The 13200-nt window shown below is 44.1% G+C and carries 14 protein-coding genes and 4 pseudogenes; 14 read left to right on the forward strand and 4 right to left on the reverse strand.

Features of this window, described 5'->3' with window-relative positions; all coding sequences use genetic code 11:
- Positions 1–484 precede the first annotated feature (484 nt).
- Positions 485–673 (forward strand): annotated as a pseudogene (locus FTU42_RS14950) (hypothetical protein); the annotation flags it as partial.
- A 452-nt stretch (positions 674–1125) separates the two neighbouring features.
- Positions 1126–1572 (forward strand): annotated as a pseudogene (gene bioD / locus FTU42_RS13920) (dethiobiotin synthase); the annotation flags it as partial.
- On the opposite strand, the gene FTU42_RS13925 reads toward bioD, so the two are convergent.
- On the reverse strand, positions 1550–2932 hold the full coding sequence (locus FTU42_RS13925) for an ATP-binding protein (protein ID WP_159516674.1): 1383 nt from the start codon (positions 2930–2932) through the stop codon (positions 1550–1552). The pseudogene bioD and the gene FTU42_RS13925 overlap by 23 nt on opposite strands.
- Positions 2925–3599, reverse strand: a complete 675-nt coding sequence (locus tag FTU42_RS13930) for a response regulator transcription factor (protein ID WP_005093734.1) — start codon at positions 3597–3599, stop codon at positions 2925–2927. Before FTU42_RS13930 ends, FTU42_RS13925 begins: the two co-directional genes overlap by 8 nt.
- 108 nt (positions 3600–3707) lie before the next feature.
- Here FTU42_RS13930 and dsbD point away from each other — a divergent pair, with 108 nt between their 5' ends.
- From dsbD to FTU42_RS15000, 4 genes and pseudogenes are all read left to right on the forward strand, one after another.
- Entirely contained in the window at positions 3708–5645 is a 1938-nt protein-coding gene (gene dsbD / locus FTU42_RS13935) for a protein-disulfide reductase DsbD (RefSeq protein WP_053579074.1), read from the forward strand.
- Positions 5642–6490 carry a TlpA disulfide reductase family protein gene (locus FTU42_RS13940; RefSeq protein WP_016659405.1) on the forward strand — a complete coding sequence of 283 codons (849 nt, stop codon included), beginning with the start codon at positions 5642–5644 and terminating at the stop codon, positions 6488–6490. The genes dsbD and FTU42_RS13940 overlap by 4 nt, the downstream gene beginning before the upstream one ends.
- Before the next feature lie 19 nt (positions 6491–6509).
- Positions 6510–7250: a thiol:disulfide interchange protein DsbG gene (gene dsbG / locus FTU42_RS13945; protein WP_016659404.1), complete on the forward strand. Its 741-nt coding sequence runs from the start codon at positions 6510–6512 to the stop codon at positions 7248–7250.
- A gap of 64 nt (positions 7251–7314) precedes the next feature.
- Positions 7315–7626, forward strand: a pseudogene (locus FTU42_RS15000) (DUF202 domain-containing protein).
- Between the two features lie 8 nt (positions 7627–7634).
- Here FTU42_RS15000 and FTU42_RS13955 read toward each other — a convergent pair.
- Positions 7635–7943, reverse strand: a complete 309-nt coding sequence (locus FTU42_RS13955) for a metalloregulator ArsR/SmtB family transcription factor (RefSeq protein WP_005247061.1) — start codon at positions 7941–7943, stop codon at positions 7635–7637.
- Positions 7944–8063: 120 nt separating this feature from the next.
- Between FTU42_RS13955 and FTU42_RS13960 the strand changes: the two genes are divergently transcribed.
- The 8 genes from FTU42_RS13960 (at position 8064) to FTU42_RS13995 (ending at position 13050) form a co-directional block, all read left to right on the forward strand.
- Entirely contained in the window at positions 8064–8480 is a 417-nt protein-coding gene (locus tag FTU42_RS13960) for a YeeE/YedE family protein (RefSeq protein ID WP_016659403.1), read from the forward strand.
- Position 8481: 1 nt separating this feature from the next.
- Positions 8482–8898, forward strand: coding sequence for a DUF6691 family protein (locus tag FTU42_RS13965; RefSeq protein ID WP_053579073.1), 417 nt, complete (start codon positions 8482–8484; stop codon positions 8896–8898).
- A gap of 2 nt (positions 8899–8900) precedes the next feature.
- The gene (locus tag FTU42_RS13970; protein WP_053579072.1) at positions 8901–9773 is read left to right on the forward strand and encodes an MBL fold metallo-hydrolase; all 873 of its coding nucleotides are present in this window, start codon (positions 8901–8903) and stop codon (positions 9771–9773) included.
- A 68-nt stretch (positions 9774–9841) separates the two neighbouring features.
- Positions 9842–10624, forward strand: coding sequence for a sulfite exporter TauE/SafE family protein (locus FTU42_RS13975; RefSeq protein WP_074382697.1), 783 nt, complete (start codon positions 9842–9844; stop codon positions 10622–10624).
- 99 nt (positions 10625–10723) lie between these two features.
- A complete protein-coding gene (locus FTU42_RS13980; RefSeq protein ID WP_035337430.1) occupies positions 10724–11119 on the forward strand; it encodes a rhodanese-like domain-containing protein in 396 nt (131 codons plus the stop codon).
- Positions 11120–11168: 49 nt separating this feature from the next.
- Positions 11169–11504, forward strand: a complete 336-nt coding sequence (locus FTU42_RS13985) for a carboxymuconolactone decarboxylase family protein (RefSeq protein ID WP_005093752.1) — start codon at positions 11169–11171, stop codon at positions 11502–11504.
- Between the two features lie 28 nt (positions 11505–11532).
- A complete protein-coding gene (locus FTU42_RS13990; protein ID WP_005093755.1) occupies positions 11533–12153 on the forward strand; it encodes a class I SAM-dependent methyltransferase in 621 nt (206 codons plus the stop codon).
- A 207-nt stretch (positions 12154–12360) separates the two neighbouring features.
- On the forward strand, positions 12361–13050 hold the full coding sequence (locus tag FTU42_RS13995) for a GntR family transcriptional regulator (RefSeq protein ID WP_005093757.1): 690 nt from the start codon (positions 12361–12363) through the stop codon (positions 13048–13050).
- 43 nt (positions 13051–13093) lie between these two features.
- Here the strand turns inward: FTU42_RS13995 and FTU42_RS14000 are convergent.
- Positions 13094–13200: pseudogene (locus tag FTU42_RS14000) on the reverse strand (IS5/IS1182 family transposase); the annotation flags it as partial.

The raw sequence follows: 13200 nt of genomic DNA on the forward strand, positions 1-13200 counted from the left end.
TTTGTGCCATTTTTCTTTATACTGTCACTTAGGCAGGCTGGACACTTGATTTCTAGAGTTATTCGCATTTCTCTATTTTATCAAAATCCAACCTGCTTTTTTTCAGCATACTTTTTGAAACACCACCGAATATTTCTGGTACATCTTTTTAGTGAGATTAGCGGGCGCTCATTGGGAAAATGTCGCAGTTCGGACTTGCTACATCTTGTCTAAAATACAAGTGAAAATACCTAAATTCTGAATATCTAAAAAGTGTAGTAAGTTGCTACACTTTTTTCTTGGGGTCAAAAACTTACTATTATTCACGCCATAATCCCACGAAAAACTATGTCTTTTGCCACCTTCTTACGATGGCATGATTGAAAATTTTAGGCGAAATCACTGGATTAATGAGTTCGTGATTTGGACTGTCATAATCATGCCCAGGTGCAACAGCTACAAAAAATCTGGAATATTGCCAATACCTTGACTGGCATCATAGAGGGAGAATTTGAAGCCAGAGACGATAAAAAATGTACTGGAATATTACGAGTTCTCCAAGCATTTGTTGCGCAAGGAAGAACTTAAAGACTCGCCAAATTATAAGGTGAAGCTATTTGAACGGGATAATGTGTTTAAACATCTGCTGATTAGAACACAGCAGTTGATTGAAAAGTTTTATGTGGAGTTTTAAAAACAGCCCGTGATGTGATCCGGGACAGGATGGGATCATGTTACAGCAGTGAATGATTATCTGGAGGCATCTCAGTTCATGGATTTAACTGAAGGTATCAGCGCTTATGTCAGTTGAAAGACTCCTTCGATTTACAGGAATTTTGCCAGCCATATAGTGTCTAAAAGCAATCGATTGACTTATGCCAACGGAAAAAGAAAGTAAATAGTAACAGCTCAAAGAGGCATGATGCCTCCTTATTTATTTTGTATGCTAAATAGCCTAAGTATGGCAGGCCATTACTCAAATAGAAGAAAAGATTTTAGCAGTGATTCAGTGCAATGACCGGGATTTATCATATAGAACGGAGCAAAAAGGGACTTGTGAAAGCGTACCAGTAATCACTTCTATTTTTTTGAGCTTATTTAACAACATCCTCAATTATTTTTTAAATTAAGTTGCACTCAGGTGGCAAGCTGACCATGCCAGAAATCTTTAGCTATCCGGCCTCACCGCATCTGGCATCTGAACTGGATCGGCGTTCAATCGATTTCGAAAAAATTCAGCAGGCAGCCACTATACTGGCCGAGCGTTATGACCGGGTTCTGCTTGAAGGAGCGGGTGGATTAATGGTGCCGCTGACCCGGGACATGCTGACGATCAATTATATTGCAGCGCATCACTACCCTGTCATTCTGGTGACTTCAGGCCGTCTGGGCAGTATTAATCATACTCTACTGAGTCTGGAGCTACTCAAACAACGTGAAGTCACGCTTTATGCTGTGGCATTTAACCATGCTGATGACCACCAGGATCAAACGATTGCGATGGATACCATTCAATATTTAAAGGAGTATCTGACCCGGTATTTTCCAACAGCCGTATGGCTGGATATCCCTAAGCTTGCATGTCAAGCTTAGACACGCCGTACTTTATTTCAATGCTGAGCCCACCATAGGGTCGACGGGCATTGAAAGAGAGCTGATAGCCATATTGTTTTAACAGGTTAGCAGTTAATGCCAGTCCTAAACCATGGCCATGCTGCTGAGCAGATTTGCGCCAGAAGCGTTGTCCTAAATGTTGAATATCTTCTGCTGTAAGTTGCTGGCCATTATCTTCAATCACCAGGCAACCAGACTGCATGGAAATCCAAATCTGTTCAGCCTGTGCATGCAGCAGTGCATTCTCAAGCAGATTTTTCAGTACGGTATACAGCACAAATTCAGGTAGCTGAATTTCGCCTAGACTTTCCCAGTTCACCTGTATTTTTTTGTTCATTTCTGGATAGCGTGTACCTAAGTCTGCAAGAACTTTCTCAAGTGTGGGGCGAAGCCAGATGGCCTCAGTCATTTCCTGGAGACTGTTTTCTGATTGGGTCAGCAATAAAAGCTGCTCGAGTAATAGTGTATAACGCCGGATACTCTCATTGGCCTGCTGCAAATTGTGCTGAATGGATTCAGGCAGGTTCTGCTGCTGACCGATCAGCTGTGCCAGTTGTACATGGGTTTTAATTGCGGTCAGGGGACTGCGTAATTCATGTGCAGCATAGGCACTAAAGGCTTTCTCCTGTTGCAGACTGTCATTGAGTTTCTGAATCAACTGCGTGGAATTGTTGACAAAAGGCTGTACTTCTTGGGGAATGCTTGCAGGCTTGAGCTGCATTAAAAAATCTGCCGCCTCTGAATAGCTAAGGTTTTTCTGGTTCAGGTATTGACTGAGCTGATCCAAAGACCGGAACTGTCTGCGGATAATAAAGATGATCAGGGCAATACAGATTAGCAGTGAGAAGACCAAGGGAACCAGTACGGACTGTAGAATCTGCTGTAGTAAGGTATCCCTCAAGAACATACGTTCTGCCGCCACCACCTGAATATCACCACGACGCAGGACATAACTGCGCCATTCCGTATCACCCTGCTGCCAGGTGCTGAATCCTTCTGGTCGCTGGCTTAAATTTTGGGGGGCACCGCGTGTTTTGGCAATGACCTGATTATCTAACGAGATGTCAGAGCTAAAAAGAGAGACTTCACAGGCAATTAACTGGTTTGCATCATCATTCTTGGCTAATTTGGATAAGGTTGCATCCCCCAGACTATCCAGCGGTAGCTGCTGAATCAGCCGGGCAACCATTTGCGCAGATGCCGATAGGCGTTGATCCAGCGTGTCTTGTAAACGTTGTTTCAGGTCAATATACAGCCATGAAAATACCGCACTCCACAGCACAATAAACACGGCCAAAAGACTCATGGCCAAACGCCATTTCAAGCTGTGCTTAAACATGACGATGCTCAAACGGTTTGAAAATATAGCCCACACCACGAACGGTCTGAATCAAGTCTGGATGTAGTTTTTGTCTCAGGTGATAAATGTGTACATTCAGGGCATTGCTCTCGATAGCGTCCTGAAAACCATAGAGCTTGTCAATAAGCTGTTCATTTTTCAGGATCTGGTTGGGGTGGCTCATCAGGGTTTCCAGCAGGCTGAATTCACGGCGAGATAAACTCACGGCCTGGTCTTGGTAGGTCACAGTCTGGGTATCCCGATTCAGAACCAGGTCATCAAATTGCAGTGTATTCGAGGCAAAGCCGCGGTGGCGACGGGTGAGGGCATGAATCCGGGCAATCAGTTCCTCCAGCTCAAAGGGTTTGGTCAGGTAGTCATCGGCACCGGCATTCAGGGCCTGAACACACTGATCGGTCCGCAGCCGTGCCGTCAATACCAGTACCGGGAGATCAATCTGGTCACGTCGCCAGCTGTGCAGCAAGTCCAGGCCATCCTGATCCGGCAGGCCTAAATCCAGTAAACACAAATCGACAGCACTATGCCGGATAAAATAATCTGCAGCACGTGCGTGACTGACATGCTCCACTGAAATATTCAGATAGTTCAGAGCAGCACAAATGCTCTGTGCGATATAGGGATCATCCTCAACCAATACAATAAACATAGAACATCCTGATCAAACTGCCATTATTTTATAAATGATTTGGGCTGTTAATGTTGTCTTAATTTTAGTTTTTCAATAATGCAGTCCTAACAGGAGGAGATCAGCTGGATGTTGAAGTGGATATTGGGTGCCGTGATCGGCGGTGGAATCATGACGGGAACTGCACATGCAGACTTTTTACCACCGGATCAGGCTTTTCAGTTTCAGGTGGTTTCTACAAGTCAGGATCAGGCAGAGCTTAGCTGGAAAATCGCAGAGGGTTATTATCTGTATCATGACCAGCTTAAAGTGTCTCATCAGCAGACCCCAGTCAAGTTGGCATTGCCCAAACCTGAAGACAAAGATGATCCCAATTTCGGTTTGACTCAGGTGCATTATGGGCAAGTCAAAACCAATATGAATGTCCAGCCCAACCAGCAGTTTGCGGTGCAGTGGCAGGGCTGTGCAGAAAGCGGTTTATGTTATCCGGTGCAACGCACCACAGTAAAAACTGATGCAGATGGTTTATTTCCAGCGCAAAACTTGAGCAAGCCTCAAAAGCTGCTGGCCAGCACTACACAGCCAGAAGCAAACGAAAAGATTTTGACTACTCAGAAAGATGAGCTCCAAGCTATAGGGCAAACTCAAAGTACAGATCAAGCACTGGCTGAAGAAAAGGTGGAGAAAGTGCAAGTCGCTGCAGTTTCCGACCCTGTCGTGCAGCCTGAGGTGGAATTAACAGAGAAAAACGACCAGCTTATTACAGACCCTAAAAATCAAACTTCATCAGCAGGCATGAATGACCAGTGGAACAATGACCAGTATTTTTTAAGTTTGCTGTCGAAACAAGGTCTGTTGATTAATGCTCTGATTTTTCTCGGGCTTGGCATTCTGCTGGCATTTTTACCGTGTTCTTTACCTTTAATTCCAATTTTAACGGGAATTCTGGTTCAGCAGCACCGGGGCTACCGTGCTGCACTGATTGCGCTGGTCTTTGTTTTGGGTATGGCACTGGTCTATGCGGTCATAGGACTTGCTGTGGCACAGCTCGGTTACAGTTTTCAGCGCTGGTTTCAAAGTCCGATATTCATCAGTATTTTCAGCATTCTGTTTGTTTTGTTCGCGCTTAATCTGTTCGGAGCATTTCAGCTGTCCTTACCTCAAGGCATGTTACAGCGGCTGGATCAATGGCAGCAAAAGCAGAAGGGTGGCACGCTGATTGGTGCTGGTCTCATGGGCATGATCGCGGCACTGATTGTCGGGCCATGTATGAGTGCACCGTTGGCCGGTGCCTTAATCTATGTGTCTCAGCTTAATCAACCGATTTTGGGTGCCAGCTATCTGTTTGTCTTAGGCCTTGGGCTGGGCTTGCCACTATTTATCGCAGCTGTATTTGGGTCCCATCTTTTACCCAAACCTGGCATCTGGATGGATCGCCTGAAGTTTAGTTTTGGCTTTGTCATGCTGGCCCTGGCCTTGTATTTTGCCCGCCCCCTATTGCCCGGCATTTTATACCTGAGCCTTTTGGGTGTAGTACTGATCACCTGTTCAGGCTACTTCTTGTTCAAGATGCTGCCCCATGTGCATCGGTCTGTATCGAAAATAGTCCTGATGCTGCTCAGTGGTTTACTGGTCTTTGCAGGAGGCATGCAGCTCTATCATGTCTGGAGTCAGGTACAGGTCGCCCATGTGGAATCACGGCTTGAATGGCAGAAGGTCAGTACAGCCGCAGAATTGCAACAGGTTTTAGCCAAACATCCTGCACAGCCAGTGGTAATTGATGTGTATGCGGACTGGTGTGTGGCCTGTCAACCGATTGAAAAGGAAGTGATTCCACGTAGTGATGTCCAGACGGCTTTACAAAATGTGGTTCGTATCAAATTAGACCTGACCCACTATCATCCAAGTCAGGATGAGCTGCTAAAAGAATGGCAAATCCTCGGTCCACCCACCTTTATATTTTTAAATGCAGCGCATCAGGAGCAGCGTGAGTTGCGCTTGACCGGAAGCTTTAGTGCGGCACATTTACTAGGCACATTGCAGCAACTACAAGGGGAGCAACTATGATGATTTCCAGTGATGCGCTGCATCTGGGACCTTTGATGTTGCCCTGGACACTCATGATTGTTGCCACTGGCTTGATGCTGTTATCTGCCGTCCTGTTTGGATTAGCCAGAAAGTATTCATGGTCTAAACAGCTGCTTGGACAAAGTCAGGATTTGCTCTGGAGCAGTTTTCTGCTAGGGATGCTGGGTGCACGTCTTGTTTTCGTTCTACTCAATGCCGAGCTGTATTTTGTAGCCCCCATCGACATACTGAAAATCCAGGACAAAGGTTTTCATTTATGGGGCGGGGTGCTGATAGGTACTTTATGGTATGTCATTCGCAACAGACAGTTGCAGACCCGATTCAAAGCCATCTTGCTGATCATCTTTGTACTCTGGGTCGGGCTTGGGCTCGCGTTCAAATCCAGTCTAAAAACTGAAGCAGCGTTTCCTGATCTAGCCTTTGCTGGACTAGAACAGGAACGTCTGGGTACAGATAAGATTCCACTCAGCCAATTCATTGGCCAGCCCACGGTAATTAATTTGTGGGCGAGCTGGTGTCCGCCGTGTCATCGCGAAATGCCGGTATTGGCCAAAGCAGCCAAGCAGCATCCTCAAGTGAATTTTGTCATGCTGAATCAGGGTGAGGAGGTAGCCACCGTAAATGCCTATTTAAGAAAACATCAGTTTCAATTTAAACATGTCCTGCTGGACCCATATGGTGAACTGCCACAGCAGCTGAATAGTTTTGGCCTGCCAACGACGCTGTTTTTTAATGCTCAAGGCCAGCTGGTCGAGCGGCATATGGGGGAACTCAGTCCGGCCATGTTGCAGCAATATTTAAACAGAATTTCAGATCAACCTTAAAAAAACGGAAGGACTTAGTATGAACAGAATTTACCGGGTACTGGGTGCAGGCATGTTCCTGATCATGAGCATGCACACGCAGGCGAATATTAAACAGAATATTGAAAAACAGGGTTTTGTGTTTGTAAAACAGATTCCGGCACCGCAAGGAATGACCGGTTGGGTGGGGCATGAAGACCAGTACTCCAATACAGTATTTATCTCCAACGATGACAAATATTATATCAAGGGCGAACTGTTTGATGCGCAAGGGAAAAGCCTGTCCAATGAGCAGATTGAAAAGCATATGAAAAAAGCGGTATTGGATGATGTCTGGAAAACCCTGGAAAAATCGACCTGGATTCAGGATGGCAAGCCGGATGCACCACGAGTGGTTTATGTCTTTTCCGATCCGAATTGTCCATATTGCTATAAATTCTGGCAGGCGGCTCGGCCTTGGGTCGAATCAGGCAAGGTACAGCTGCGTCATATTCAGGTCGGTGTGATCCGTGAAGAAAGCCGTGGTCAGGTGGCAACATTGTTAATGTCGAAAAATCCAGCAGCAGTTTTTAATGATATAAACAAGAATAAAGGCAAAAAGCAGCTCAAGAAAATGGCAAAGATTCCTGCAGAAATTGCTGCAAAAATTGATGCCAACCAGGCCCTAATGGGGAAATACGGCTTTTTCTCCACACCGTCGATGGCCTGGAAAAATAACCAGGGTGAATTTAAATCTACTCAAGGCCTGGCGATGGACGTCAAAGAAATTTTTGAACAATAAGATCGGATGAGATATGTCCACTTTGGATCATCCACGGGTATTGTTTGCTTTGGAATGAACCGCTCTGGCAGGGAACCGGAATGGTCTGACATTAATTGCATTTGGTTTTGTGATTGAAAAATCCAACCGGCTATTGTAATTAGTCGATCATGAACGTTATGCATAAAAAATAGCCTATGCACAGTGGATGGGGATTGCGGTGATTGTGTTTTGCATGTTGGTGAATATCGCCTCAATCCTGCAATATCGAGGGGGATGGACATCACTGGGACCGCCGGAATTTATTGAAGGTTATTATACCCAGCATCCTGTATGGCTAAACCTGTTTACTGCTTTTAGCGGGCTGCTTCTGATCATTTCTTTTTGGTTGCATTAAGAGGAGGGCTAGGCGCAATACAGCTCGTACAGCTTTTGCATCAGGCTCAAGACCTTGGGATCACTCAGACGATAGAAAATCTGCTTGCCCTCACGTCGGGTGCCAACCATGTTGGCCTTACGCAATACAGTCAGCTGTTGTGAAAGTGTAGGTTGATGAATGTCAGTAGATTCTTCAATTTCCTGAACATTCATTTCCCCATCGACCAGGACACATAAGATTTTCAGACGATCAGGATTGGCCAAAACTTTTAGGCATTGGCTGACGAAATCGACTTGAGAAAAATCAATTTTGGCATTTTCAGCAATCATATCCATAAATGTCCTCACAACTTTTGATGTAGCCCGTGCAGTTTACATAATTTACCATAAAACTGCTTGATTAATATTTTTTATTATATAATATAAAAAAGTATATTGTATAGGGATTAATTCATCATGCATGACTTCCTCATCGCATTTATTGGCGGCTTAATGCTCGGGCTTTCCGTAGTTGGTTATCTTTACGTCAATGGCCGTATTGCAGGAATCAGTGGTTTGATTGGGCAAGTATTAAACTCAAAAACCATGTTTAAAACGCCTGCAATCTGGTTTTTATTAGGCTTGATCCTCACACCGTTTATTTATGGTCTGTTTGTACAACCTGAAATCGAATTGAATGCCAGCCCACTGATGATGATTGTGGCAGGTCTGCTAGTGGGCTTTGGGACACGCTTAGGTTCGGGCTGTACCAGTGGTCACGGAATTTGTGGCATCAGTCGCCTGTCTAAGCGTTCTATCATCGCGACCATGACTTTCATGTTTGCAGGTTTTGTCGCTGTTTATATTATCCGTCATATCACAGGAGCATTCTAAAATGAAAAATGTGTTTGCCTTTTTATTTGGTGCGCTGTTCTCTGTGGGATTGATGGTATCAGGCATGTCCAATCCGGAAAAAGTACTCGATTTCCTGGATCTGTTTGGCGATTGGGATGCCAGTCTGGCCTTTGTCATGATGGGCGCGATTGCGGTGGCCTTTATTCCCTTCCAGAAAGCATTACGTACGGCGCAACCGAAAACAGTATTTAATGACCCTATTGATTTACCTAAAAATAATCAGATAGATAAAAAACTGATCACAGGTGCGGTTTTATTTGGTGCAGGTTGGGGCATTGCCGGCATCTGTCCGGCGCCAAGTTTCACCTTGATCGGTTTGGGCCACTATCAAGTGCTCTATTTTATTGTAGCAATGCTGGTGGGTGTATGGATTCACCGTAAATGGTCAGGAGCTTAACGATGTCAAACTTACCTATAGTAAAAGATTTTTTTCACGAAGATACCAATACCTTCAGTTATGTTGTACGTGATCCTGCAACCAAAGCCTGCGCCATTATTGATAGCGTTCTGGATTACGATCCGGCATCAGCAAGTACCTCAACTATTCATGCCGATAAAATTATTGCCTATATTAAAGAGCAGGGTTTAACGGTCGAGTGGATTCTGGAAACCCATGTCCATGCTGATCATCTGACTGCAGCGCAATACCTCAAAGCTGAGTTAGGTGGCAAGATTGCCATGAGCCAGAAAATTGGTATTGTTCAGCAAACTTTTGGCGCGATTTATCATCTGGATATTAAACAATGGAATGCCCAGCAGCTCTTTGATTATTTATTTGAAGATCATGAGTCGTTCCAAATCGGAACATTGAAAGCCTATAACATTCCAACACCGGGACATACGCCTGCTTGCCTGAGTTATGTGATTGGTGATGCGGTTTTTGTGGGTGATACCCTGTTTATGCCAGATTATGGTACAGCACGTTGTGACTTTCCGCGTGGCAGTGCAGAACAGCTTTATGATTCGGTACAAAGCCTGTTTCAGTTGCCAGAAGATACCCGGGTCTTTTTATGTCATGACTATTTGCCTGAAACACGTGAATCCTATGTGTGTGAATCTGATATACAGACACAAAAGACACAGAATATTCATATTCATCAGGGAATCAGTAAAGCTGAATTTGCTCAGATGCGCAACCAGCGGGATTCAGGACTGAGTATGCCTAAACTGATTCTACCGGCGATTCAGATCAATATGAAAGCAGGGCAGTTTCCTGAGCCAGAGCAAAATGGTGTTTCTTACCTCAAGCTTCCTCTTAACTACTTCAAATAAGCTTGTGTCGTGATTCAACAAAAAGTTCAACCTTTATTGAATCATTTTTGTGGATAAGGGAGAGGGCGATGTGGGCATTAATACTGGAAGGATTGGCGATTGGTGGCTTGCTGGGTCTAACCGGTGCTGGTGGCGGCATTCTGGCTGTACCGGCACTGATGGCGAGTCAGGGTTGGACGGTAGCTCAGGCTGCGCCGGTGGGCTTGCTGGCAGTCACGCTGTCGGCCTTGGTTGGAACGTTCGAAGGTTTATTCAAGCGTATTGTACGTTATCGCGCTGCGCTCTGGATCGCGCTGATCAGTATTCCTTCAGCCCGTTATGGCGTGCATCTGGCTGATATCGTTTCTCCAGTCTGGCTGACGCTGGCTTTCAGTCTGGTCATGCTGATTGTTGCTTACCGGATCTTCTTTAATAAAGTCCATGATCATGGTAATGCACCGTGCAAGGTCAATCAAACGACCGGTCGTCTGATCTGGAATGTGAAAACGGCCTCCTTTCTGGCTGGTATTGGTGTAGTGGCAGGTTTATTAACGGGTCTGCTTGGCGTTGGGGGTGGTTTTGTTATTGTTCCAGCCCTGCGTAAATTCACCGATCTCGATATGCGCAGCATCGTGGCGACCTCTCTCATGATTATTTTCCTGATTGGTGGGGTCAGCATTTCTGCACACGTACTGGAGGGCTTTCAATATCCTGTTTCGGTCACACTGGCCTTTGTCCTGGCCTGTATTGTCGGGATGTTCATTGGACGCAGTCTGATGCATCGGATTGACAGTAACAAGGTACAGAAAATATTTGCCACAACCGTGGTTGGGGTAGCTATGTATTTAATCTATTCAGCGCTCATGGGCTAAAACAGACGATTAAGTACCTAAACTAAAGCGCTTTAATCTCCCTGAGCATCGTTTATGCAATGTGAATATCGTTTTAATGGCCGAGGAAGAATGAAAATGATGAAAACTGCAGAGCAATTGATCCGGAATGCAAAAAGCCGGATTCAGGAAGTCAGCGTAAATGAATTGTTTGAGGCGATGCAAAACCATAAAACCATACTGATTGATGTTCGGGAACCAGATGAATTCCAAGCAGCAGCGATAGACCGGGCGGTGAATTATCCACGTGGTATTTTGGAAATGCGAATTCACCAGCATCCCTTAGCCAGTCATCATTGTGATACCCAGCAGGCACTGGAACATCTTAAAGATCAGCCGATTTATTTGATTTGTGGTACGGGTGGACGTTCAGCACTGGCAACCGATACCTTACAGAATATGGGTTTTACCCAGGTCAAGTCGGTTCAGGGTGGTTACCAGGCCTGGCTGGAACAGGGCTATCCGGTAGAAAAATAAGCTATTGAATATATAAATGAATGCTGATTTCTTTATTTGAGGTGAAGCAATGAAATACAAAGAATTAACCCAGAACATTTCGGGCAGTTTAAGAACTTTAAGTCAGGATTCGCCTGATTTAATGAAAAGTTTTAACCAATTGTCACAGACTGCTATGCGTGATGGCGTGATTGATCCGAAAACCAAGGAGTTAATTGCCTTGGCGATTGGTGTGGCGGCACGTTGTGATGGTTGTATCGGTTTTCATGTTCGAACCTTAGTCAAAATGGGCATGACCCTACGGGAACTGGAAGAAGTTTTAGGCGTTGCCGTCTATATGGGTGGAGGACCTTCATTGATGTATGCCGCAAATGCCCTAGAGGCATTTAAAGAGTTTTCCAGCTGATTGAATCGTTTAGTAAATGGAGGCTGAAATGAGTCAGCACTGGAATGAATTGTATGCCCGGACGCAAGATCTGTATGGCACAGCAGCAAATCTTTTCATTCAGCAAATTTCGGACAAAATCCGAATAGAGGGTAAAACACTGGCAATTGCTGAAGGTGAAGGACGGAATATCTTATACCTGGCTGAGCGGGCAAGACAGCAGGGTTACCCTTTTTCAGCGGAAGTCTGGGATTATTCTGATGTTGCTTTGACGCATCTGTCCAGCAAGGCTGAAGCCCAAGGGATAAAAGTTGAACTTAAACATGTTGATTTAACAGTAGCTCAATGGCCATCGGAGTTTTATCAAAATGTGATCTGTGTATTTGGTCATTTCGATATAGAAACACAAAAACAGGTTTTAGAAGGCATAAGAAAATCCTTGCTCAACGGTGGGTGGTTTATTGGTGAGCTATATTCAAAGGAACAGATCGACTATAAAACCGGTGGTCCTTCAAATGTCGAATATTTATACGATCCTCGTTGCATTCTAGAAGTCTTCGGACAGGACCACATCCATCACTTTTATGTCGGGGAGCAAGAAAGGCAGGAGGGAAAATTACATTGTGGTAAATGCCATGTTATTCAATTTGCGATACAAGTGAGGAAGTAGAGCATAAGTGAATTTAATACATTTTGCTGACGATAAGGTCCTGCATTCTCATCATCAATATTTTTAGGGGGGATTACCATTACCGTAAAAATTCTCATTAAGACTAGGGAATGTATCTTTTTACTGATCTGTACCTTTTTTAATTTTCCTCTGTTCTTTAATTTAGTACCATCAATATAACTTACGCTGACGAGCTGGATTCACTGAATGAAGTATATGGAAATCAGAGATTTGATTGAGGCTGAATTGAAAAAATACAGTTCTAATCAAATGATTCCATCGGAACGTTACTTGGCATTAAAGTTTAACTGTTCAAGGGAAACAGTGCGTAAGGCTTATGAACAGCTTCGTGCCGAAGATAAAATTTACAAACGGCAAAATCTCGGCTGGTTTGTGAGTAATAAAAAAATTCAATACTATCCAAACTCAATTGAAAATTTTCGTTCTTATATGAAGGCACAGGGTTTTAATGCCAGAACAGAACTGATCTCGACCAGACAGCTGGAGCGATTTGATCACAGTGATGTTTTTAGTGAAGCAACGAGAAGACTCGGCTTTATTGAAATTATCCGTTTACGTTATGCTGATGATGTCCCGGTACTCCTTGAATACAATTATCTGCCTGTTGCGCTATTTCCAGATGTGCTGAATTATGACGTGATTACTTCGGTCCAAGATGTCATTAAAAATCACTTTGATTATGATTATACGAGTAGTCAGTTAAAAATTAAAAATACCGGTGTCTCTCATTTTGAGAGCCAATATTTAGGAATTCCTATAAGCCAAACAGCAACTTACATTGAACGTATTTCAAAATCAAACGATCTGGTGATTGAATATGACATCGAAATCTGGTCTCAGGACAAAATTGAAATGACCCTAGATATTCACGCATAAGCTTATATTTATCTCCAATCCATTAGATCTCTTGCGAAAGTCATTATTGCAAGTTTATCCGGTTTACGAGTGCAGCAATTAAGTTAATGCGTAAACCGAATCTTTTCCGTCTATTTCGATAGCGTTCACTTAATATTCTAAATGTTTTCA

It is taken from the genome of Acinetobacter sp. YH12102, assembly GCF_013419125.1.
GTDB lineage: Bacteria > Pseudomonadota > Gammaproteobacteria > Pseudomonadales > Moraxellaceae > Acinetobacter > Acinetobacter pseudolwoffii.

Coding starts and splice junctions, on each gene's coding strand:
- FTU42_RS13940 (WP_016659405.1), top strand. CDS start 5,642: ATGATGATTTCCAGTGATGCGCTGCATCTGGGACCTTTGATGTTGCCC.
- FTU42_RS13970 (WP_053579072.1), top strand. CDS start 8,901: ATGTCAAACTTACCTATAGTAAAAGATTTTTTTCACGAAGATACCAAT.
- FTU42_RS13975 (WP_074382697.1), top strand. CDS start 9,842: ATGTGGGCATTAATACTGGAAGGATTGGCGATTGGTGGCTTGCTGGGT.
- FTU42_RS13990 (WP_005093755.1), top strand. CDS start 11,533: ATGAGTCAGCACTGGAATGAATTGTATGCCCGGACGCAAGATCTGTAT.
- dsbD (WP_053579074.1), top strand. CDS start 3,708: ATGTTGAAGTGGATATTGGGTGCCGTGATCGGCGGTGGAATCATGACG.
- dsbG (WP_016659404.1), top strand. CDS start 6,510: ATGAACAGAATTTACCGGGTACTGGGTGCAGGCATGTTCCTGATCATG.
- FTU42_RS13960 (WP_016659403.1), top strand. CDS start 8,064: ATGCATGACTTCCTCATCGCATTTATTGGCGGCTTAATGCTCGGGCTT.
- FTU42_RS13985 (WP_005093752.1), top strand. CDS start 11,169: ATGAAATACAAAGAATTAACCCAGAACATTTCGGGCAGTTTAAGAACT.
- FTU42_RS13930 (WP_005093734.1), bottom strand. CDS start 3,599: ATGTTTATTGTATTGGTTGAGGATGATCCCTATATCGCACAGAGCATT.
- FTU42_RS13955 (WP_005247061.1), bottom strand. CDS start 7,943: ATGGATATGATTGCTGAAAATGCCAAAATTGATTTTTCTCAAGTCGAT.
- FTU42_RS13995 (WP_005093757.1), top strand. CDS start 12,361: ATGAAGTATATGGAAATCAGAGATTTGATTGAGGCTGAATTGAAAAAA.
- FTU42_RS13925 (WP_159516674.1), bottom strand. CDS start 2,932: ATGTTTAAGCACAGCTTGAAATGGCGTTTGGCCATGAGTCTTTTGGCC.
- FTU42_RS13965 (WP_053579073.1), top strand. CDS start 8,482: ATGAAAAATGTGTTTGCCTTTTTATTTGGTGCGCTGTTCTCTGTGGGA.
- FTU42_RS13980 (WP_035337430.1), top strand. CDS start 10,724: ATGAAAACTGCAGAGCAATTGATCCGGAATGCAAAAAGCCGGATTCAG.